Here is a 20,747-nt window from a genome sequence, read left to right as displayed (position 1 = left end):
GAACGATGCCGGATGTATGATCGGGCAGGTGGGGACGGCTTCCCGCCTGCGCCGGATGACCGAGGAACTGCAGCGATCATGACCGAAAAGACTCCGTCGACGCGCCCGGGCGGGCGCCGTGCCACGGTCCGTGTGAAGACCGCCGGCAAGCGCACGGAATCCTCCAAGCGCTGGCTGGAGCGCCACCTGAACGACCCCTATGTGGCCGAGGCGACCAAGCGCGGTTACCGCTCGCGCGCGGCGTTCAAGCTGTTGCAGCTGGACGAGAAGTTCCGCCTGCTCGGCCCCGGCAAGCGCGTGGTCGATCTCGGCGCCGCCCCCGGCGGCTGGACGCAGATCGCGGTGGAGAAGGTGCAGACCGCCAAGGACGGCTGGAAGGTCGTCGGGCTGGACATCCTGCCGATGGACCCGGTTCCCGGTGCCACCACTATGCAGGCCGATTTCCTTGAGGAAGGCGCCGCCGAGGCGTTGAAGGAAGCGCTGGGCGGCCCGGCCGATCTGGTGCTGAGCGACATGGCCGCCCCCACCACCGGCCACCAGCAGACCGACCATCTGCGCATCATGGGGCTGGCCGAGGCCGCTTACGACTTCGCCGAGGAGGTGCTGGCCCCCGGCGGCGCCTTTGTCGCCAAGCTGTTCCAGGGCGGGGCGGAGCGGTCGCTGCTCGACCGGCTGCGGCGCGACTTCGCCGTGGTCAAGCATGCCAAGCCGCCGGCCAGCCGCGCGGAGTCCTCCGAGACCTACGTCGTCGCCACCGGCTTCCGCGGCGGCAAGGTCGAGGACTGAACCATTTCACCCTCCTGGATCGGGAGAGGGCCGTTTTTCGCACTTGCATAACAGATGCTGTGTGCGCACGGGTTCACAAGCCCATGGTCTTGTGTATAAGTGCGCCACGTTTATCTTCCGGGAGATTCACACATGGCGCGCGACACCAAAATCCGCGAGGCCCTGACCTTCGACGACGTCCTGCTGGTTCCGGCCGAAAGCTCGGTCCTGCCGAACGACGTGGATACCCGGACAAGATTGACGAAGACCATCGAACTGGGCATCCCGCTGATGTCCTCGGCGATGGACACGGTGACCGAGAGCCGCCTCGCCATCGCCATGGCCCAGGCCGGCGGCATCGGCGTCGTCCACCGCAACCTGACCATCGAGCAGCAGGCCGAAGAGGTCCGCAAGGTCAAGCGGTTCGAATCGGGCATGGTCGTCAACCCGATCACCATCACGCCGAACGCGACGCTGGCCGACGCGCTGCAGCTGATGGCCGACTACCGCATCTCCGGCATCCCGGTGGTGGAAAGCCGCGATCAGCTCGGCAGCGGCAAGCTGGTCGGCATGTTGACTAACCGCGACGTCCGCTTCGCCACCGATCCCAAGCAGCCGGTCAGCGAACTGATGACCAAGGAGCTGGTTACGGTCCGCGAGGGCGTCAGCCAGGAGGAAGGCAAGCGCCTGCTCCACCAGCACCGCATCGAGAAGCTGCTGGTCGTCGACGAGGATTACCGCTGCATCGGCCTCGTCACCGTCAAGGACATCGAGAAGGCGCAGGCCTATCCGAACGCCTGCAAGGACAGCAAGGGCCGCCTGCGCGTCGCCGCCGCCACCGGCACCGGCAGCGACGGTCTGGCCCGTGCGGAGGCTCTGTTCGACGCCGGCGTCGACGTGCTGGTGGTCGACACCGCGCATGGCCACTCCGCCAAGGTGCTGGAGCAGGTCCGCGCCGCCCGCGCCATGTCCAGCTACACCCAAGTGATCGCCGGCAACGTCGCCACCGCCGAAGCGGCCAAGGCGCTGATCGACGCCGGTGCAGACGCCGTCAAGGTTGGCATCGGTCCGGGCTCCATCTGCACCACCCGCATCATCGCCGGCGTCGGCGTGCCGCAGTTGACCGCGGTCATGGATGTGGTGGACGAGTGTGAGAAGCACGGCATTCCGGTGATCGCCGACGGCGGCATCAAGTATTCGGGCGATCTGGCCAAGGCCATTGCCGGCGGCGCCAGCGTCGCCATGCTCGGCAGCCTGTTCGCCGGCACCGACGAGAGCCCGGGCGAGGTCATCCTGTTCCAGGGCCGCTCCTACAAGAGCTATCGCGGCATGGGCTCGGTCGGCGCCATGGCGCGCGGCTCGGCGGATCGTTACTTCCAGCAGGAGGTTTCGACCATGAAGCTGGTGCCGGAGGGCGTCGAAGGCCGCGTCCCTTACAAGGGGCCGGTGTCGGCGGTCATCCACCAACTGGTCGGCGGCCTGCGCGCGGCCATGGGCTACACCGGCAGCGCCTCCATCGCCGAGATGCGCGAGAAGTGCCAGTTCGTCCGCATCACCAACGCGGGCCTGCGCGAGAGCCATGTCCACGACATCACCATCACCAACGAGTCGCCGAACTACCGGCAGGGGTGAGGTGGGCTTTGGGGTAGACGTCGGCTGACGAATGCCCCCTCCCTAACCCTCCCCCGCTTCCCGGGAGAGGGGACTGCCGCCGTCCTTTTTACAGCCTCTGCAAGCATCCTGCCCCCTCTCCCGCGGAACGCGGGGGAGGGATGGGGAGGGGGCAACCCGCCCAGAAGCTCACCCGGCGGCGCTCACCCCCTCCGCCACCAGCTTCCAAGGCTGCCAGCCGCCCAGCCGCACGCCGACGGCGAGGCTGGTGAAGGGAATCCGCAGCTCGATATCCCGCGGCTGGAAGAAGGTCAGCCGTTCCGGTTCGCCCTTGTCGTCGAACTCCAGCCGGGCGCCCTTGGGCTCGGGCGCGTATTCGTCGCTCATCACCTGCCAGATTTCCAGGTCGCTGCCGTGGTTGGTGATCTTGTACTGGCCGCAGCGCCAAGTCGCCGATTCGCCGACGCTGCCCTCCACCACCTTCTTGTCGCCCTCCATCCGCACGTCGCCGATCCCGGCGGCCTCGCCCTTCATCGAAGGCCCCTGCCGTTCGGCGCGGAAGCCCAGCCGCAGCCACGCCGAGCGGCTGTGCGGGATCAGCCGGCGCACGGTGCGTGCGTCCTCGGCCGCGAAATGGTCGGGGTCGTCGTAGAGGATGCGGTCCAGCGCGGCGGCGACGATCATCCGGTCGTCGATGCGCAGGTCCGGCGGATAGGCTTTGCTCATCAGGCCAGCGGACTCCGAAGGGTGTGTCCGTCAGTATATAGGGACTTGCCCCGGCCGTCGCCGAGATGCGCCCCCCGACAGACTCCCGAAACCGGTTCTCAGGCGCTATCCTGCGCGGCCCTTCTCCGGAAGCCCCCGATTCCTCACGAGACGCGCCATGCAGGACCTGTTCGACACGCCGCCCGATCCCCGCAGCATCGCCGTCGATGCCCTGACGCCGGAACAGGCCGCGGCCGATCTGGCGGCGCTGGCCGCCGAAATCGCCCACCATGACCGGCTCTATCACCAGCAGGACCAGCCGGAGGTCTCCGACGCCGAGTATGACGCGCTGGTCCGCCGCAACCTCACCATCGAGGCGCGCTTTCCCGACCTGCGCCGCGTCGATTCGCCGAGCCTGCGCGTCGGCGCCGCTCCGGCCGCCGGCTTTGGCAAGGTCCGCCACGCCATTCCAATGCTGTCGCTGGGCAACGCCTTCGCCCCCGAAGACGTGGCGGAGTTCGACGCCCGCGTTCGCCGCTTCCTCGGCCTGTCCGACGACGCCCCGCTGACCTTCGTGGCGGAACCGAAGATCGATGGCCTGTCCTGTTCGCTGCGGTACGAGCGCGGCGAACTGGTGCTGGCCGCCACCCGCGGCGACGGGGCGGAGGGCGAGAACGTCACCGCCAATGTCCGCACCATCCGCGACGTGCCGCACCGCCTGCCGGCGCCCTTCCCTGATGTGCTGGAGGTCCGCGGCGAGGTCTATATGAGCCGCGACGACTTCCTGGCGATGAACGCTGCCCGCACGGAGAAGGGCGAGCAGCTGTTCGCCAACCCGCGCAATGCAGCGGCCGGCAGCCTGCGCCAGCTCGACCCGTCCATCACCGCGTCCCGGCCGCTCTGCTTTTTCGGCTATGCGCTGGGCGAGGTGTCGGAGCCGATTGCCGAGACGCAATGGGGCATCCGCGAGCGGCTGAAGGGCTGGGGCTTCCAGTTGAACCGGCCGGCGGAGTTGTGCGACGGCAAGGACAAGCTGCTGGCCTATTACGAGGGGATCGGCCGGCGTCGCGCCGGCCTTCCCTTCGACATCGACGGCGTCGTCTACAAGGTCGACAGCCTGGAGCTTCAGCAGCGGCTCGGCTTCGTCAGCCGGGCACCGCGCTGGGCCATCGCCCACAAGTTCCCGGCGGAGCAGGCGCAGACCCGACTGAAAGCCATCACCATCCAGGTCGGCCGCACCGGCGCCCTGACTCCCGTCGCCGAACTGGAGGACATCACCGTCGGCGGCGTCGTGGTCAGCCGGGCCACCTTGCACAATGAGGACGAGATCGCCCGCAAGGACATCCGCGTCGGTGATCTCGTGGTGGTCCAGCGCGCCGGCGACGTCATCCCGCAGGTGGTGGAGGTGGTGCTGTCGCAACGCCCTGCCGACTCCGTCCCCTATGTCGCGCCGGAGACCTGCCCGGTCTGCGGCAGCCTCGCCATCCGCGAGGCGGGCGAGGTGGTGCGCCGCTGCACCGGCGGTCTGATCTGCGCGGCCCAGGCGAAGGAACGGCTTCGCCATTTCGTCTCGCGCGACGCCTTCGACATCGAAGGGCTGGGCGAGAAGATCATCGAGGAGTTCTGGGACGAGGGCTTCATCAAGTCGCCGGTCGACATCTTCACCCTGGAAGGCCGCGTCGAGCTGATCGGCCGACCGGGCTGGAAGGAGAAGTCGGTCCAGAACCTGTTCAAGGCCATCCAGCAACGCCGTGATGGCATCGAGTTGCACCGGGTGATCTACGCGCTCGGCATCCGCCATGTCGGCGAGGTGACGGCCAAGTCGCTGGCCCGCCAGTACAAGACCATGCAGGGCTGGGTCGATGGCATGCTGGCGGCGGAACGGGCGATGCCCGGCCAGGACTGGCGTGATCTGCATGAGCTGAAGGGCGTCGGCCGCGCCACCGCCGACGCCATCGTCGGCTGGTTCGCCGATCCGGAATGCGGGGCGAAGCTGGACTTCTATGCCGGGAAAGATGGGGCCGGCAACGATGCGCTGCGGCTGGAGACCATCATCGCCTCGCTGGGAATCAAGGGGGTCAAGAAGCCGGCGGCACAGGCGCTGGCCGAACGCTACGGCACGTTGGCGGAGTGGCGGGCGGCGATGGAGCGCGCGGCCGGGCAGACGCCGGGTCAGCCCTGGCTCGATCTGGTCGCCACCCCCGATGTCGGCGAGGTCGCGGCGGAGGAACTGGCCGGTTTCTTCGCCGAAGAGCGCAACCTCGCCATCGTCCACGGCCTGATGGAGCGGCTGACCGTGCTGGAGGCCGAGGTGCCGAAGGCCAGCAACTCTCCCATCGCCGGGAAGACCGTGGTCTTCACCGGGACGCTGGAGCGGATGACCCGGTCGGAGGCGAAGGCGCGTGCCGAGTCGCTGGGCGCCAAGGTGGCGGGCTCCGTCTCCGGCAAGACCGACTATCTGGTCGCCGGGGCCGACGCCGGCAGCAAGGCGGCCAAGGCCAAGGAACTGGGCGTCGAGATCCTGACCGAGGACGAGTGGCTGGCCAGGATCGGCGGTTGACCCGATAGCGGATCCTGCATTCGCCAAAGTGTCGCATCTCCGTTCGGTCGGATTGACGGACGGGGATAGGGGGAGTGAAATCAGACAAAGCTTATAGGAAAAGCGAAACCATGCCGGACAGGTCGCCCGACCCTCCAGCGGAGGGCGGTGCCGACGGGCGGTCAACGCCCGCACCCGCCCGTCCGGCGCCAATCAGACGGGGGATGAAGGAAACGTCATGGAGCCAATTCAGTGGTCGCGCTGGATGAGCGTGGGCAACGACGCGTTGGACGAGGATCACCGCGTGCTGATCGGCATCGTCAACAAGCTGTATGACGAGGCCAGCCGCCAGGACCCCGCCCTGATTGAAGCCATTCTCAACGAACTGATCGCCTACACCCGCCATCACTTCGCGGAGGAGGAGGCGCAGATGGAGCGGCTGAACTATCCGACCTTCGCCGCGCACAAGGCCCTTCACGACCGGCTGACCCGGCAGGTCGAAAGCTACCGTGACGATTTCCGTGCCAACGGCGGCCGGATCAGTGGCGAGGAGGTGTTCCTGTTCTGCTCCGACTGGCTGGGCAAGCACATCCTGAAGGAAGATACCCGCTTCGGCGAATATGCAGGCAATGGCGCTGAGCTGGCGGTGGCGGAGTAGGGGAGAGTGATGCCTCCCTCTTCCTTTTGGAGTCTCGTCTAAAGAAAATTACCTAAAATACTGAAACACATAGAAAATCAGAAGACCGCTCTGAATTGCGCATAGCGCCCGTCCCGAGAGGGGAGGGCGCTTTTCTTTTGCGTGACCCATCGCGACGGCAGGGGAGGGGAGTGTACGCAAAGAAAAAGCCCTCCCCGGTGGGGGAGGGCAGGGGCAAACCCAGCGAAAACCGGCCTTATCGAAACCCGGTGGCGATCAGGCGACCGCCAGCTGCTCGAGGCCGCGGCGCGCGACCGGCAGCGATACCGCCGTCTCGTAACGCCAGGCGCTACGGTCGGCGAACAGAGCGCGCAGCAGCTGGTTGTTCAGCGCGTGGCCGGAGCGCACGCCGTGGAAATGGCCGACGATCGGCGCGCCGGCCAGATACAGGTCGCCGACGGCGTCCAGGATCTTGTGGCGGACGAACTCGTCCTTGAAGCGCAGCCCCTCGGCGTTCATCACCGTGTCGCCGGAGATGACCACCGCGTTGTCCAGCGAGCCGCCGCGGGCGAGGCCCATCTTGCGCAGACCCTCAACCTCGTGCAGGAAGCCGAAGGTGCGGGCGCGGCTGATCTCGTCCTTGAAGCTGTCCGGGTCGATCTCCAGCGCGCGGGCCTGACGGGAGATGGCGGCGCTGTCGAAGTCGATCTCGAAGCTGTAGCTGGTGGCGTCGTCCGGCGTGAAGGAGGCGCTCTTCACGCCGTCGCCGATGACGACCGGCTTCAGGATGCGGATGATGCGGCGGGGCGACTTCTGCACGGCGATGCCGGCCTGCTCAATGGCGGAGACGAAAGGGGCGGCGCTGCCGTCCATGATCGGCACCTCGATGCCGTCGAGCGACACGATGGCGTTGTCGATGCCGCAGCCGGCCAGCGCGGACATCAGATGCTCGATCGTGCCGACGGTGGTGCCATGGTCGTTGCCGATCACGGTGCACAGGCGGGTGTCGACCACGGTGTCCCAGCGCGCCGGAATGACGGCGGCGGCACCCTGACGGTCGGTGCGCAGGAAGGTGATCCCGGAATTCGCATCGGCCGGCGAAATCGTCAGCGTGACGATGACGCCCGAATGCAGCCCAACGCCGGCGATGGTCACCGACTTCTTCAGGGTCTGCTGGAACATTCCGTCCGCGTTGCTGCGATTGTTGGCCACGATGTCTTTTCCATCTTGGTCGTGAAGGAGAGGTTCCCAGCAATGCCGCGCCGCAAGATCTTGGAAAATCATCACGTCGGCGACGTTCGCTTTCGACCATGCTGATAGGTAACACCCGAGGTCGGAAATCGGCAAATCACTCATTGTTACCGTTTGTTGCAGGGCAAAAGTGGTGCGCAATACAAGCAATCAGCTTGTCCCTGCGTGAAAGAGGCAACAAAAAATCCCCGGAGACGCACGATGGCGCCGCCGGGGTCCGAAAAGTTCGGTCAGGTTGTGGAGCCGCCGGCGCCGCGATTAGGAGGCTGCGGCGACGGCGGTTATCTCCGGCTTTCGCCGGGATCGGCCGGCCGCCGGAAAGGATCCGGCGGCCAAGGTCGGTTCACGTCCGTGTCGGTCCGTCCGCTCAGTTGGCCTGACGACGCAGGAACGCCGGAATGTCCAATTCCTCCTGCTCGCCCGGCTTGGCATCCACCCGCGGGGCCGGAGCCTGCGGCTGCGGAGCGGCCGGATAGCCCGGAGCCTGCTGCGGAGCGCTCTGCTGCGGCTGGTAGGCCGGCTGCGGGGCCGCCGGGTACTGATGACCCGCCGGGTAGCCCTGGTGGGGAGCCTGCGGCTGCTGCGGATAGGCCGGCTGCTGCTGCGGATAGCTCTGGGGCGCGGGCTGATAGGCCTGCGGAGCCTGCTGCGGCTGGTACGCCTGCGGGGCCGGCTGATGCGCGGGCTGGGGCGCCGGCGGGTGCGCCGGCTCGGACTTGCGGCCGAGGCCGGTCACCAGACCGAACAGGAAGTTGCCCTTGCGGGCAGGCGCCGGTTCCGGCGCGGGGGCCGGGGCCGGACCGACGGACAGGCCGCCGGGGTGCTGCTGATGACCCTGCGGCGCGGCATGGTGGTGCTGCGGCGCGGCCATCGCAGGCTGCTGCGGCTGATGCTGCGGCTGCTGGTGACCCTGCATCTGCAGCGCCTGGGGGGCGTGCTGCTGCGGAGCCGGCTGCTGCGGGGCCGACAGCGGCGCGGCGCCGACGGTCACCGGCTGGCGCGGGGCATCGGCCGGCTTGGGCGCGAAGAAGTGGCCGCCCTGGTTCTCGCCATGCAGCGGTCCGGCCGACGGCTTCGGCGCTTCCGCATGCTGTTGGGCCGCATGCTGCTGGGCTGCCTGCGGGTGGGCCGGCTGCTGCTGGGCCGGGTCGTGCTGGATGGCGGCGGCACCGGCGGTGACCGGCTGCGGCGTGCGCAGGCCGGCGGCGGCGCTGGGGATCGCGGAGGCCTGGGCCGCGGCCGGAGCCGGCGCGCCGGTCAGGTTGCCGGGAGCGGCCGGCTTCTTGGCGCGGTCGCCGGGGACCAGCGACAGGTTGACCGGGTGCAGGGTGCGCGGGTTGCTCATCGCCGCGGCGTCGATGCCGGTGGCGACGACCGACACGCGCATCACGCCATCCAGCGAGCTGTCGAAGGTCGAGCCGAAGATGATGTTGGCGTCGGGATCGACCTCGTCACGGACGCGGTTGGCGGCCTCGTCGACCTCGAACAGGGTCATGTCGTAGCCGCCGGTGATGTTGATGAGGACGCCGCGGGCACCCTTCATCGACACGTCGTCCAGCAGCGGGTTGGAGATGGCGGCCTCGGCGGCCTCGATGGCGCGGCGCTCGCCGCCGGCCTCGCCGGTGCCCATCATCGCCTTGCCCATCTCGGTCATGACGGACCGGATGTCGGCGAAATCCAGGTTGATCAGGCCGGGCATCACCATCAGGTCGGTGACGCCGCGCACGCCCGAATGCAGAACGTCGTCGGCCATCTTGAAGGCGTCCGCGAAGGTCGTCTTCTCGTTGGCGATGCGGAACAGGTTCTGGTTCGGGATGATGATGAGGGTGTCGACATACTGCTGAAGCTCGGCGATGCCGCCTTCCGCCAGCCGCATGCGGTGACCGCCCTCGAAATGGAAGGGTTTGGTGACGACGCCGACGGTCAGGATGCCGCGCTCGCGGGCCGCGCGCGCGATGACCGGTGCCGCACCGGTGCCGGTGCCGCCGCCCATGCCGGCGGTGATGAACACCATGTTGGAGCCTTCGAGATACTGGACGATCTCGTCGATCTGCTCCTCGGCCGAGGCACGGCCGACATCCGGCTTGGAGCCGGCGCCCAGGCCGCGGGTGGTGCCGGTGCCCAGCTGGATGCGCTTCTCGCACAGCGAACCCTTCAGCGCCTGCGCGTCGGTGTTGCCGACGACGAAGTCCACGCCTTCCAGGTTCGACTTGATCATGTTGTTGACGGCGTTGCCGCCGGCGCCGCCGACGCCGAACACGGTGATGCGCGGCTTCAGCTCGGGCTCGATCTGGGGGATGGTCACGTTGATCATTCTATTCAGGCCTCCACAACCTGTTTTCGTTGGGTTTGATGTTTGATATGCCGCGACCGGCGCCCGGTTGTGTCCGGTGTCTGTCCGATCGGGAATCGGTGAATGGCGGCGGGGAGAGTCATCTACAGATTTTCCCGCAGCCACAGGCCGACGCGGCCGAGGAGCCCGGTTGACGCGACCGCCTCTTGGCCGGTCACCATCAGCTCCGTCGGGTTGCGGACGGCATGTAGGAGAAGGCCCGCCACCGTCGAGAAGGCCGGCCCGCCATGCGCCTCGTTGAGGCCGGCGATCCGGGTGGGACGGGCGATGCGAACCTGCTTGTCCAGGATGGGGGCCGCCATGTCGCGCGTGTTCGGCAACTGGCTGGCGCCGCCGGTCAGCACGACGCGCCGGCCGACCAGTTTGGAATGGCCGGACTGCTCGATGGCGCTGCGCACCTCTTCGAAGATCTCTTCCATCCGGGCCTGGATGATGCTGACCAGGAAGGAGCGCGGGTGGCTGGCGGTGCCGCTGCCGCTGCGCTCGTCCTCGCCGATCTGCGGCACCTCGATCATCTCGCGCTCGTCGGCCGGATTCACCCGGGCGCTGCCGTAGAGCACCTTCAGCCGTTCGGCGTGGGACAGCGGCGTGGCCAAGCCGTGGGCGATGTCGTTGGTCACGTGGCGTCCGCCCAAGGGCACGAAGCCGGTCCACACCAGATTGCCCTCGGCGAAGATCGAGATGGTGGTGCCGCCGCCGCCGATGTCGACGCAGGCGGCGCCCATCTCCATCTCGTCCTCCACCAGACAGGCGAGGCCGGAGGCGAAGGGGCTGACCACGACGGAATCGACGTGCAGATGGCAGCGCCCGACGCAGGCGCCCAGCGTGAGAATGGCGCCCTTGGCCGCGGTGACCACATGCAGCTGGGTGCCCAGCGTATGGCCGCTCATCCCTTTGGGATCGCGGATGCCGCGGATGCCGTCCAGGGTGAAGCTCAGCGGGATGGTGTGGATCAGCGCCTGATCGGGGCCGGCCTGCAGGGTGCGGGCATGGGCCATGGCGCGGCGGATGTCGCCCTCCGTCACCTCCTGGCCGGAAACGGGGACGGTGGCGGTGAAGGCGTGGGAGCGGGGATTGCCCATCGACAGGTTGATGACGACGTCGTGCACCGTCTCACCGGCCATCTGTTCGGCCGCGTGCACGGCGGCGCCGATCGAGGTCTCCGCCGCCTCCATGTCGATGATGGTCCCGGCGCGGATGCCCGTGGCGATCTGGTGGCCGACGCCGATCACGCGGAGGGAGCCGGGCTCCTCCATCCGCGCGATGACGCAGCACACCTTCGTCGAGCCGACGTCCAGCGCCGTGACGATCCCGCCACGGGCCGGCCGCTTCGGCTTCTTGGCACCGTTGAATCCCATCCCGAACATGCCCCCCAAGACTTACCCTCTACTCATGTCTGCCGGCGATAAGCGCTTCCCCACAAGAGCTTGCCGCCGGCCGGCCTTATGATTTCTTGCCGTTCTTCTTCTTCGCATCATCGTCCCAGCCCGGAAGCTGGGCGGTGGCGGAGGTCTGAATCGCTGCCTTGTCGGGCAGGCGCAGGTCGATGGCGACGATGTCGCGGTCGAGCACACGGCTGGCGGTCTGCATCTGCTCCAACTGGCGGAGCGCCCGGCGCATGTCGGTGGTGCCTTCCGGCAGCTTTACCGTCACGCCGTTGCTGAGCTGCAGGTTCCAGCGGCGGTCGCTGATCCAGCTGGCCGAGGACAGCAGCGGCGCGACCGTGGGCGCGGCTTCCAGCGCCGATAGCAGGGTATGGACCTGCTGCGGAGCGTTGGCGCCGATCACCTGGGGCAGGGTCTCGATCCGCTGGTTGCCGCGGCGGGCCAGCTCCGCCGCGTCGGCCAGCGGACGGCCGGCGCGGTCGATGACGGTGAATTGGCGGTCATGCTGCCAGATCGCCATCGGCTGGCGTTCGGACAGCTGGACATAGAGAAATCCGGGCAGACGCCGCTCGATGGAGGCCGACGACACCCAGGGCAGTTCCTCCAGCCGCTGCTTGGCGTCGGCCAGATCGATCGACAGGATCGGCTCGCCCCGGCGCACGCCCAGCGCGTCGAGCACGGCGTCGCGCTCCGTCTCGCTGCGGCCGACCACCAGGATCTCCGACAGGCGGAAGCCCAGGTCGCCGGTCAGCCGGATGACGCTGTCCTGCGCCGCCTCCACCGTGTCGGCCAGGGTGCCGCGATTCCAGGCGGAGCCGGCGGCGGCGGTCAGGCCCAGCACCGGCACCAGCAGCAGCGTCGCCTTGACGGCGGAGCGGGTCCAGCGCGGCCAGGCGCGGCGGCGCTTGCCTTTCTGCGCCGATGCGGCCATGGCGCGCGGCGGGGTCGGCATCTCGTCCCGGGCGCGCGCACCGGCGGCGGCGGCGCGAAAATCCGGGTCGGCCATCAGGCGAGCTGACATGCGGCGTTCTCCACGAGCCAGCCGACCAGCGCGCCGTAGGTGATCCCCACATGCGCGGCCTGTTCGGGCACCAGCGACAGGGGCGTCATGCCCGGCTGGTTGTTGATCTCCAGGAAGTACAGACCGTCCGTTCCCGGCCGGCTGTCATCCCAGCGGAAGTCGCTGCGCGACACGCCCCGGCAGCCCAGGGTGTGGTGCGCAAGCACCGCCAGCCGCTTCGCCTCCTCCGCCACCGCCTCGGGGACCGCGGCGGGGATGGTGTGGACGGCGTGGCCGGCGCTGTATTTTGCGGTGTAGTCGTAGACCTGAGCCTGAAAGACGATCTCGGTCACCGCCAAAGCGCGGTCACCCATGACGCCCACGGTCAGCTCGCGACCGGGGATGAACTCCTCGACCAGCGCGCGCTCACCGAAGATCCACGCGTCGCCGACCGGGCTGTTCTGCCCCTCGCGGACCAGGGTTACGCCAACGGTCGAGCCTTCGTCCACAGGCTTGACGATATAGGGCGCAGGCATGGGGTGGTCGCCGCCGGTGATCTCCCCGCGGGACAGAACCATGCCTTTGGGGGAGCGGATGCCGACGGTGTCCAGCACCCGCTTCGTCATCGCCTTGTCCATGGCGATGGCGGCGGCCTGGACGCCCGAGTGGGTGTAGGGCAGGCCCAGGAACTCCAGCACGCCCTGGATCGTCCCGTCCTCGCCGCCGCGGCCGTGCAGGGCGTTGAACACCACGTCGGGCCGCGGGTTGGTCAGGGCATGCATCAGCCCGGCCAGGTCACGCTGCACGTCGACGGCCGTGACGCGGTAGCCTTCCTCCTCCAGCGCCTTGGCGACGCCGGCCCCGCTGACCAGCGACACCTCGCGCTCGGCCGACCAGCCGCCCATCAGGACGGCGACATGCTTCTTGTGGGCGTGGAGCAGGGCTTCGGTCATTGGGCGGCTCCTTCGGCGGCGGGAACGCCGATGCGCTTGATTTCCCACTCCAGCGTGACGCCGCTGGTCTCGAACACGCGGCGGCGGACCTCCTCGCCCAGCGCTTCCAGCTGGGCGGCGGTGGCCGTACCGTTGTTGATCAGGAAGTTGCAGTGCTTTTCCGACACCTGCGCGTCGCCGATGGACAGGCCGCGGCAGCCGGCCTTGTCGATCAGTTCCCAGGCCTTATGGCCCCCAGATATTTGAGGGGCAGGATTCTTGAAGGTCGACCCGCCGGTGCGGGAGCGGACCGGCTGGCTGTCGGCGCGCTTGTCGGAGATCTCGGCCATGCGCCGCGCGATCTCCAGCGGGTTGCCGGGCTCGCCGCGCAGGACCGCGCCGGTGAAGATGCAATCCTCCGGCGCCGCGCTGTGGCGGTAGGTGAAGCCCATGCCGGCATGGCTGAACTCCAGCCGCCGGCCGTCGCGCGCCACGGCGCTGGCGGAGACCAGCACGTCGGCAAGCTCGCGGCCATAGGCGCCGCCGTTCATGCGCAACGCGCCGCCGACGGTGCCGGGGATGCCGGAGAGGAACTCCAGCCCGGCGATCCCGGCGTCACGGGCGACCATGGCGACATTCAGGTCGAGCGCCGCCGCACCGGCGGTCAGGGTCATCCCGTCGGCCACAATGTCGGTGAAGCCGCGGCCGAGCCGGATGGTGACCCCCGGCACGCCGCCGTCCCGCACCAGCAGGTTGGAGGCGACGCCGATCACCGTCACCGGCACCTCGGCCGGCAGGGCGGCCAGGAAGTCGGCGAGGTCGTCGGCGTCGGCCGGGCGGAACATCACCTCGGCCGGGCCGCCGACGCGGAACCACGTCACCGGCGCCAGCGGGGCGTCGGCGGACAGCCGGCCGCGCACCGCGGGCATCCGTGTCATCAGATGGCCGTTGGGCAGGTGGCCTTCAGCCGGGCTCATGCGGGGTACTGCCGTCATCGTGTCGCGCCGTAGAGTGAGGACAGCTCACCCGGCAGGGCGTTCGCCCACTGGGTGATGTTGCCGGCGCCCAGGCAGACGACGAAGTCGCCGGGCCGCGCCATCTCGCGCACGACCTGCGCCAGTTCCTGCTGGTTCTGCAGGGCCACAACATGGCGGTGGCCATGCATGCGCAGGCCCTCCACCAGGCTGTCGCGGCTGACGCCCTCGATCGGCGCCTCACCGGCGGCATAGACGTCGGCGACGATCACGGCGTCGGCGTCGTTGAAGCAGGTGCAGAACTCCTCGAACAGGGCGGCGAGGCGGGAGTAGCGATGCGGCTGGACCACGGCGATCGTGCGGCCGGTGCCAGCGGTGCGCGCGGCCTTCAGCACCGCGGCGATCTCCACCGGGTGGTGGCCGTAATCGTCGATGACGGTGATGCCGTTGGCCTCACCGGTCTTGGTGAAGCGGCGCTTCACGCCCTGGAACTTGGCCATGCTGTCGCGCATCACCACGTCGGGCAGGCCCATCTCGTTGCCGACCGCGAAGCAGGCCAGCGAGTTCTGGACATTGTGCGGCCCGTACATCGGCAGGCGCACGCCGGCGATGGCGCGGCTCTCTCCGGTGTGGCGGTCATAGATCAGCACGTCGTACTTGGCGCCGTCCGGACCCAGTTCCACGTTGACCGCGCGGATGTCGGCCTGCGGCGAGAAGCCGTAGGTGACGATGCGGCGATCCGACACGCGGGGGATCATCGCCTGCACCTCGGGGTGGTCGATGCAGAGCGCGGCGAAGCCGTAGAAGGGGATGTTCTGGACGAAGCTGTCGAAGGCGGCCCGCGCGTTGTCGAAGGTGCCGTAGAAGTCCAGATGCTCCGGATCCATGTTGGTGACGACCGCAATGCAAGCCGGCAGCTTCACGAAGGTGCCGTCGCTCTCGTCCGCCTCCACCACCATCCAGTCGCCTGTGCCGAGCCGGGTGTTGGAGCCGTAGGCGTTGATGATGCCGCCGTTGATGACGGTCGGGTCGAGGTTGGCATGCTCCAGCATATGGCCGACCATCGAGGTGGTCGTGGTCTTGCCATGGGTGCCGCCGATGGCGATGGCCCATTTCAGGCGCATCAGCTCGCCCAGCATCTCGGCGCGGCGGACCACCGGCACCAGGGCGGCGCGGGCGGCCACCACTTCCGGATTGTCGCGCTTGACGGCGGAGGAGACGACGACCACGGCGGCGCCGGCGATGTTCTCGCCGCGATGGCCGACGAACACCTTGATGCCCAGCTCGCGCAGGCGCTTGACGTTGGCGTTCTCGGCAAGATCGGAGCCCTGGACGGTATAGCCCAGGTTCCGCAGCACCTCGGCGATGCCGCTCATGCCGATGCCGCCGATGCCGACGAAGTGGATGGTGCCGATCGAGAGGGGGAGGGCGCGCATGTCAGGCTTACTTTCCGCGGCGAAGCATCAGGCGAAGGGTGGCGTCGACCGCCTCATCGGACAGGTCGTCGGGGAGGGGCTGCGATCCGTGGATCATCGACAGGCGATCCCGCAGGAAGCCGCCTTCGGCGAGGAAGCGCGGCACCAGCGGGCAGCCGGGACGGTTGTACCAGCCGCCCTCGGTCCGCGTCATGTCCGCCGGCCAGTCCTGCAGCGGACGGGGCGTCGGTCGGGTCAGAGTCCTGGCTTTGATCATTCCGCGGCCCCCTTGGCGCTGGCGCCGGCGGCGGACCGCCGGGCGTTGTGGGATTGGTCGTGGTCAGTCAGGTTTGTGTCGGGCAGGCTTGGATCGGCGTTGTAGGAATTGGTGCGGGCGGCCGGGCCGCCGTCCAGCATCGCCAGCACGGCGTCGGCTAGCGCGGTGGCGGCGTCGGCGGTGCCCCAGTCGTGGGCGGCCCGCGCCGCTGCTGCGAGCGCCTGCGGGTCGGCCAGCAGGGAGGACAGCCGCTCGGCAAGGGCCCGGGCGGTGAAGGAGGGCTGCGGCACCAGCCAGGCGGCGCCGGCCTCCGCCAGATGGCGGGCGTTGGCGGTCTGGTGGTCGTCGGTGGCGTGCGGATAGGGCACCAAGATCGCCGGACGGCCGACGCAGGTCAGCTCGGCGATGGTGGACGCACCGGCACGGGTGACGGCGAGGTGGCAGGCGGCCAGCCGCTCCGGCACGTCGCGGAAGAAGGTCTGCAGCTCCAGCCGGGCGAGGCCCAGCGGTTCCAGCGCGTCGCGGGCGGCTTCCAAATCTTCCGGGCGGCACTGCTGCGCCAGATGGATGCGGGCGCGCATCTCCTCGGGCAGCAGGGCGAGCGCCGCCGGGATCACCTCGGAAAAGACGCGGGCACCCTGGCTGCCGCCCATCACCAGCAGGCGGATCGGGCCGGCGGTGCCGGGCGCTTCGTAGGGGGAGAGGCGGCGGGCGGCGACCGCCGGACGGACCGGGTTGCCGGTGCGGACCATCTTGGCGCGCTGCGCCTCGCCCAGCTTTTCGATGTCGGAAAAGGCGACGGCGATGCGGCTGGCCCCGGCGACCAGCATCCGGTTGGCGCGGCCCAGAACGGCGTTCTGTTCGTGCAGAAGGGCCGGCAGCTTAGACTGGATGGCGGCATAGACGGTGGGGACGGACGGGTAGCCGCCGAAGCCGACGACCGCGGCGGGATCGAGCCGGCGCATCAGCGCCCGCGCCTCCAGCAGGCCGAGGCCCATCTGCAGGGCGGCCTTCAGCTTGCCGACGATGCCGGCGCCGGGCGAGGCGGCGCGGATGCGGTGGACCGGCACCTCCGGCAGGTTCTCGCCGAAGGCGTGGCCGCGCTTATCGGTGACCAGCGTCACGGCGCGACCGCGCGACAGCAGCTCGCGCGCCAGGGCTTCGGCCGGGAACATGTGTCCGCCGGTGCCGCCGGCGGCCAGCACGATCACTTTGTTGGCGTTCGCGTCGAGGGGCGTCGCGCTCAAGTCCGTCGGCCTCCTCATTCCAGGGGGCCGAAGCGTTTGCGTGTCAAAGCCAGTACCATGCCCATGCCGAACCCGAGAGCGAGCAGCGAGGAGCCGCCATATGAGATGAACGGGAGGGTCATGCCCTTGGTCGGCATAAGATGCAAGGACGAACCCATGTTGATGGCCGCCTGAAGCCCGAACTGGATCAGAAGACCAGCGGCGGCGAGCAGGACGAAGTAGTTGTTGTCGTTGAAGATGCGGGCGAACCCGCGCAGCACGACAAAGGCGAACAGCACCACCAGGCCCAAGCAGAAGATCAGCCCCAGCTCTTCCCCGGCGACGGCGAAGATGAAGTCGGCGTGGCTGTCGGGCAGGTAGAACTTGACCGTGCCCTGGCCGGGACCGGTTCCCATCAGCCCGCCGTTGGCGAAGGCCTCCAGCGACCGGTTGACTTGGTAATTGTCGCCGGCATGCGGGTCGAGGAAGCGGTCGATGCGGCTGGTGACGTGCGGCAGCGTGTAATAGGCGCCGACCAGCCCGACGATGCCCAGCCCGCCGAGACCCATCACCAGCACGAGGTTCAACCCGGCCAGGAAGAACTGGGTGAACCAGACGGCGGAGACCACGAAGGTCATGCCCAGGTCGGGCTGCAGGATCAGGCCGACCATGGTGACGCCGTACAGCACCATCGACACCAGCGCGCCGGGGAAGCCCGGATTGGTGCGCGACAGCGAGAACAGCCAGGCCGCGACCACGGCGAAGGCCGGCTTCACGAACTCCGACGGCTGGATCGACAGGCCGGGGACATGGATCCAGCGGCGGGCGCCCTTGATCTCCACACCCACCACCAGGGTGGCGTAGACCAGCAGCACCGAGATCAGGAACACGCCCAGCGCCACCCTCCGCACGCCGCGCGGGCTCAGCAGCGAGACGCCGATCATGATGATGATCGCCGGGATCAGCATCATCACGTGGCGTTCGACGAAATAGAAGGTGTCCTGGATGCCGATGCGCTCCGCCACCGGCGGGCTGGCCGCGGTGATCAGGACGGTGCCTAGGAACATCAGCAGGGCGACGGCGCCCAACTGCCAGCGGTCGACGGTCCACCACCAGCGGCCGAAGATCGATTGGTCGGTGCGGTCGAAGGTGATCATGCAACGCCTCCGCTGGTGCCGTCCCCGGTGTTCTCATGCGCCTCGATGATGCCCGCGACATAGGCCGCGAAGGCGTCGCCGCGCTTCTCGAAGTTGGCGAACTGGTCCCAGGACGCGCAGGCCGGCGACAGCAGCACGCAAGATCCCTCCAGCCGCTCCGCCAGCGCCATCCCGGCCGCCTTCGCGGTCGCGACATCCAACGTCCCGCAGCGTGTATAGGCAACGCCCTGCGCGTCGAGCCATGCGGCGAATTGTTCCTGCGCCTCGCCGATCAGGAAGGCGTGGCGCACGCGGCCCATATAGCCCTCCAGCCCGTTCAGCCCGGTGTCCTTGGCCTGTCCGCCGAGGATCCAGTAGATCGGGTCGAAGGTTGCCAGCGCCTTTTCCGTGGCGTCGGCGTTGGTCGCCTTGCTGTCGTTGACGAAGCGCACGCCCTCCAGCGAACCGACCAGCTGCTGCCGGTGGGCGAGGCCGGGGAAGGTCGCCATCGCCGCGACGATGGCCGGCACCGGCAGGCCGGCGGCCTTGCAGGTGGCGAAGGCGGCGGCGGCGTTCTGCCAGTTGTGGGCGCCCAGCAGGGTCGGCAGCGCCGACAGCTCCGCCACGCGCACCGCCTCGCCGTCGGTGTCGTCGACCAGCCAGCCGTCGGCGGCATAGACTCCGCCCGCGACCGGTCCCCGGGCCGAGATCGGCCAGATGCGCTGGTCGCCGGCGGCGACGAGGTCGGCGTGGATCGTCCGGCAATGCTCGTCGTCCACCCCGATCACCGCAGTGCGCGGCCAGGTCTGGCGGTGGAAGATCAGCTTCTTGGCGGCAACATAGCCCTCCATCCCGCCATGGCGGGCGAGATGGTCGGGCGTGATGTTCAGAAGGACCGCGATGTCGAAGGTGATGGAGTGGGTCAGCTCCAGCTGGTAGCTCGACATCTCCAGCACGCAGGTGTTGCCCGCTCCGATCGGGTCGAAGGTCAGCACCGGCGTGCCGAGGTTGCCGCCCACCGCGGCCTTGCGCCCGGCGGCGGCCAGGATGTGGCCGACCAGCGTGGTGGTGGTCGATTTGCCGTTGGTGCCGGTGATGCCGATGAAGGCGCAGTCGCGCTCGGCCCGGCCCAGCAGCTCGATGTCGCAGATCAGCTCGATCCCCAGCGCGCGGGCGCGCTCTGCCACCGGGTGCGGCTTGGGGAAGGTGTGGGGGATGCCGGGCGACCAGACGATGGTGGTCAGGTCCGACAGGTCGGCGGTGGCGAGATCGACGACGGCGAAGCCCTCCGCCTCTGCCGCGGCGCGGGAGGCGGGGTTGTCGTCCCACACCCGCACCTCGGCCCCGCTGTCGCGCAGCGCGCGGGCAGTGGCGAGGCCGGACTTGCCCAGCCCCATCACCGCGACGGGAAGCTCCTGCATATAGAACAGGTCGATCATCGCCGGTCCCCCCTCAGCGCAGCTTCAGCGTGGACAGGCCGACCAGCGCCAGGATCGAGGCGATGATCCAGAAGCGGATCACCACCGTCGGTTCGGCCCAGCCTTTTTTCTCGAAATGATGGTGCAGCGGCGCCATGCGGAACACCCGCTTGCCGGTCAGCTTGAAGGAGGCGACCTGCACGATCACCGACACCGTCTCCAGCACGAACAGGCCGCCGATGATGGCGAGAACGATCTCGTGCTTGGTCACCACGCTGACCGCGCCCAGCGCGCCGCCCAGCGACAGCGACCCGGTGTCGCCCATGAAGACCATCGCCGGCGGGGCGTTGTACCAGAGGAAGCCGATGCCGGCGCCGATCAGCGCGCCGCAGAAGATCGTCAGCTCGCCGGACCCCGGCACATGGTGGATCTGCAGGTAGTTGGCGAAGATCGCGTTGCCCGACAGGTAGGAGATCAGCGCGAAGCAGCCGGCCGCGATCATCGTCGGCACGATGGCCAGCCCGTCCAGCCCGTCGGTCAGGTTCACAGAGTTCGACGCGCCGACCATGATGAAGGCGCCGAAGGGCACGAAGAACCAGGACAGCTGGATCAGGAAATCCTTGACGAAGGGCACCGCGACGCCGCCCGACAGCGGCGGGGCCGACACCCACATGATGAGCGCAGAGGCGACCAGCCCGATGGTGATCTCCCATCCCAGGCGGAAGCGGCCGGACAGCCCCTTGGTGTTGCGCTTGGTCAGCTTCAGGTAGTCGTCGCCGAAACCGATCAGGCCGTAGCCGATGGTCACCAGCAGGACGATCCAGATATAGGCGTTGGTCAGGTCGGCCCACAGCAGGGTGCTGACCGTCATCGCGATCAGGATCATCAGGCCGCCCATGGTGGGCGTGCCCTTCTTCTTGAAATGGGTCTCCGGGCCGTCGGCGCGGATGGGCTGGCCTTCGCCCTGCTTGCGCTTCAGCCAGGCGATCAGGCGCGGAAAGAACACGAAGCTGATGACCAGCGACGTCAGCACGGCGCCGCCGGTCCGGAAGGTGAGATACCGGAACAGGTTGAACGGCGTGAAGACGTCGGCCAGACCGAAGAGGAGGTTGTAGAGCATTTG

17 protein-coding genes are annotated in these 20,747 nt (G+C 68.6%); 4 read left to right on the top strand and 13 right to left on the bottom strand.

The window, feature by feature from the left end; genetic code table 11:
• The first annotated feature begins 78 nt into the window (after positions 1-78).
• Both B9N97_RS22285 and guaB read left to right on the top strand, forming a co-directional pair.
• The gene (locus B9N97_RS22285; protein ID WP_085089903.1) at positions 79-786 is read left to right on the top strand and encodes an RlmE family RNA methyltransferase; all 708 of its coding nucleotides are present in this window, start codon (positions 79-81) and stop codon (positions 784-786) included.
• A gap of 132 nt (positions 787-918) precedes the next feature.
• Positions 919-2,397 carry an IMP dehydrogenase gene (gene guaB / locus B9N97_RS22280; protein ID WP_085089902.1) on the top strand — a complete coding sequence of 493 codons (1,479 nt, stop codon included), beginning with the start codon at positions 919-921 and terminating at the stop codon, positions 2,395-2,397.
• A 168-nt stretch (positions 2,398-2,565) separates the two neighbouring features.
• Here the strand turns inward: guaB and B9N97_RS22275 are convergent, their stop codons facing one another.
• Positions 2,566-3,102: a hypothetical protein gene (locus B9N97_RS22275; protein ID WP_085089901.1), complete on the bottom strand. Its 537-nt coding sequence runs from the start codon at positions 3,100-3,102 to the stop codon at positions 2,566-2,568.
• A 157-nt stretch (positions 3,103-3,259) separates the two neighbouring features.
• Here B9N97_RS22275 and ligA point away from each other — a divergent pair, with 157 nt between their 5' ends.
• Both ligA and B9N97_RS22265 read left to right on the top strand, forming a co-directional pair.
• Complete coding sequence (gene ligA, locus B9N97_RS22270) at positions 3,260-5,641, top strand: NAD-dependent DNA ligase LigA (protein WP_085089900.1); 2,382 nt, start codon at positions 3,260-3,262, stop codon at positions 5,639-5,641.
• Positions 5,642-5,858: 217 nt separating this feature from the next.
• Positions 5,859-6,278, top strand: a complete 420-nt coding sequence (locus tag B9N97_RS22265) for a bacteriohemerythrin (protein WP_085089899.1) — start codon at positions 5,859-5,861, stop codon at positions 6,276-6,278.
• A 255-nt stretch (positions 6,279-6,533) separates the two neighbouring features.
• On the opposite strand, the gene lpxC is transcribed toward B9N97_RS22265, so the two are convergent.
• The 12 genes from lpxC to mraY all read right to left on the bottom strand — a co-directional run bounded on the left by lpxC (position 6,534) and on the right by mraY (position 20,744).
• Positions 6,534-7,469: a UDP-3-O-acyl-N-acetylglucosamine deacetylase gene (lpxC, locus tag B9N97_RS22260; protein ID WP_085089898.1), complete on the bottom strand. Its 936-nt coding sequence runs from the start codon at positions 7,467-7,469 to the stop codon at positions 6,534-6,536.
• A gap of 406 nt (positions 7,470-7,875) precedes the next feature.
• On the bottom strand, positions 7,876-9,822 hold the full coding sequence (gene ftsZ / locus B9N97_RS22255; RefSeq protein ID WP_085089897.1) for a cell division protein FtsZ: 1,947 nt from the start codon (positions 9,820-9,822) through the stop codon (positions 7,876-7,878).
• A 122-nt stretch (positions 9,823-9,944) separates the two neighbouring features.
• Entirely contained in the window at positions 9,945-11,219 is a 1,275-nt protein-coding gene (ftsA, locus tag B9N97_RS22250; protein WP_085090711.1) for a cell division protein FtsA, read from the bottom strand.
• Between the two features lie 85 nt (positions 11,220-11,304).
• On the bottom strand, positions 11,305-12,267 hold the full coding sequence (locus tag B9N97_RS22245) for a cell division protein FtsQ/DivIB (protein WP_085089896.1): 963 nt from the start codon (positions 12,265-12,267) through the stop codon (positions 11,305-11,307).
• Entirely contained in the window at positions 12,252-13,199 is a 948-nt protein-coding gene (locus B9N97_RS22240; protein ID WP_085089895.1) for a D-alanine--D-alanine ligase, read from the bottom strand. Before B9N97_RS22240 ends, B9N97_RS22245 begins: the two co-directional genes overlap by 16 nt.
• A complete protein-coding gene (gene murB, locus B9N97_RS22235; RefSeq protein WP_244560840.1) occupies positions 13,196-14,155 on the bottom strand; it encodes a UDP-N-acetylmuramate dehydrogenase in 960 nt (319 codons plus the stop codon). The genes B9N97_RS22240 and murB overlap by 4 nt, the downstream gene beginning before the upstream one ends.
• 14 nt (positions 14,156-14,169) lie before the next feature.
• A complete protein-coding gene (murC, locus tag B9N97_RS22230) occupies positions 14,170-15,588 on the bottom strand; it encodes a UDP-N-acetylmuramate--L-alanine ligase (protein ID WP_085089893.1) in 1,419 nt (472 codons plus the stop codon).
• A gap of 7 nt (positions 15,589-15,595) precedes the next feature.
• The gene (locus B9N97_RS22225; protein ID WP_085089892.1) at positions 15,596-15,844 is read right to left on the bottom strand and encodes a hypothetical protein; all 249 of its coding nucleotides are present in this window, start codon (positions 15,842-15,844) and stop codon (positions 15,596-15,598) included.
• The gene (gene murG, locus B9N97_RS22220) at positions 15,841-17,109 is read right to left on the bottom strand and encodes an undecaprenyldiphospho-muramoylpentapeptide beta-N-acetylglucosaminyltransferase (protein WP_085089891.1); all 1,269 of its coding nucleotides are present in this window, start codon (positions 17,107-17,109) and stop codon (positions 15,841-15,843) included. Before murG ends, B9N97_RS22225 begins: the two co-directional genes overlap by 4 nt.
• Positions 17,106-18,227 carry an FtsW/RodA/SpoVE family cell cycle protein gene (locus B9N97_RS22215; protein ID WP_085089890.1) on the bottom strand — a complete coding sequence of 374 codons (1,122 nt, stop codon included), beginning with the start codon at positions 18,225-18,227 and terminating at the stop codon, positions 17,106-17,108. Before B9N97_RS22215 ends, murG begins: the two co-directional genes overlap by 4 nt.
• Positions 18,224-19,645 carry a UDP-N-acetylmuramoyl-L-alanine--D-glutamate ligase gene (gene murD, locus B9N97_RS22210; protein ID WP_085089889.1) on the bottom strand — a complete coding sequence of 474 codons (1,422 nt, stop codon included), beginning with the start codon at positions 19,643-19,645 and terminating at the stop codon, positions 18,224-18,226. The genes B9N97_RS22215 and murD overlap by 4 nt, the downstream gene beginning before the upstream one ends.
• 13 nt (positions 19,646-19,658) lie before the next feature.
• A complete protein-coding gene (mraY, locus tag B9N97_RS22205) occupies positions 19,659-20,744 on the bottom strand; it encodes a phospho-N-acetylmuramoyl-pentapeptide-transferase (protein WP_085089888.1) in 1,086 nt (361 codons plus the stop codon).
• Positions 20,745-20,747 lie beyond the last annotated feature (3 nt).

The organism is Azospirillum oryzae (assembly GCF_900177515.1).
In the GTDB taxonomy this organism is placed as follows: domain Bacteria; phylum Pseudomonadota; class Alphaproteobacteria; order Azospirillales; family Azospirillaceae; genus Azospirillum; species Azospirillum oryzae_A.
This window is presented reverse-complemented; position numbering and strand designations above follow the sequence as displayed.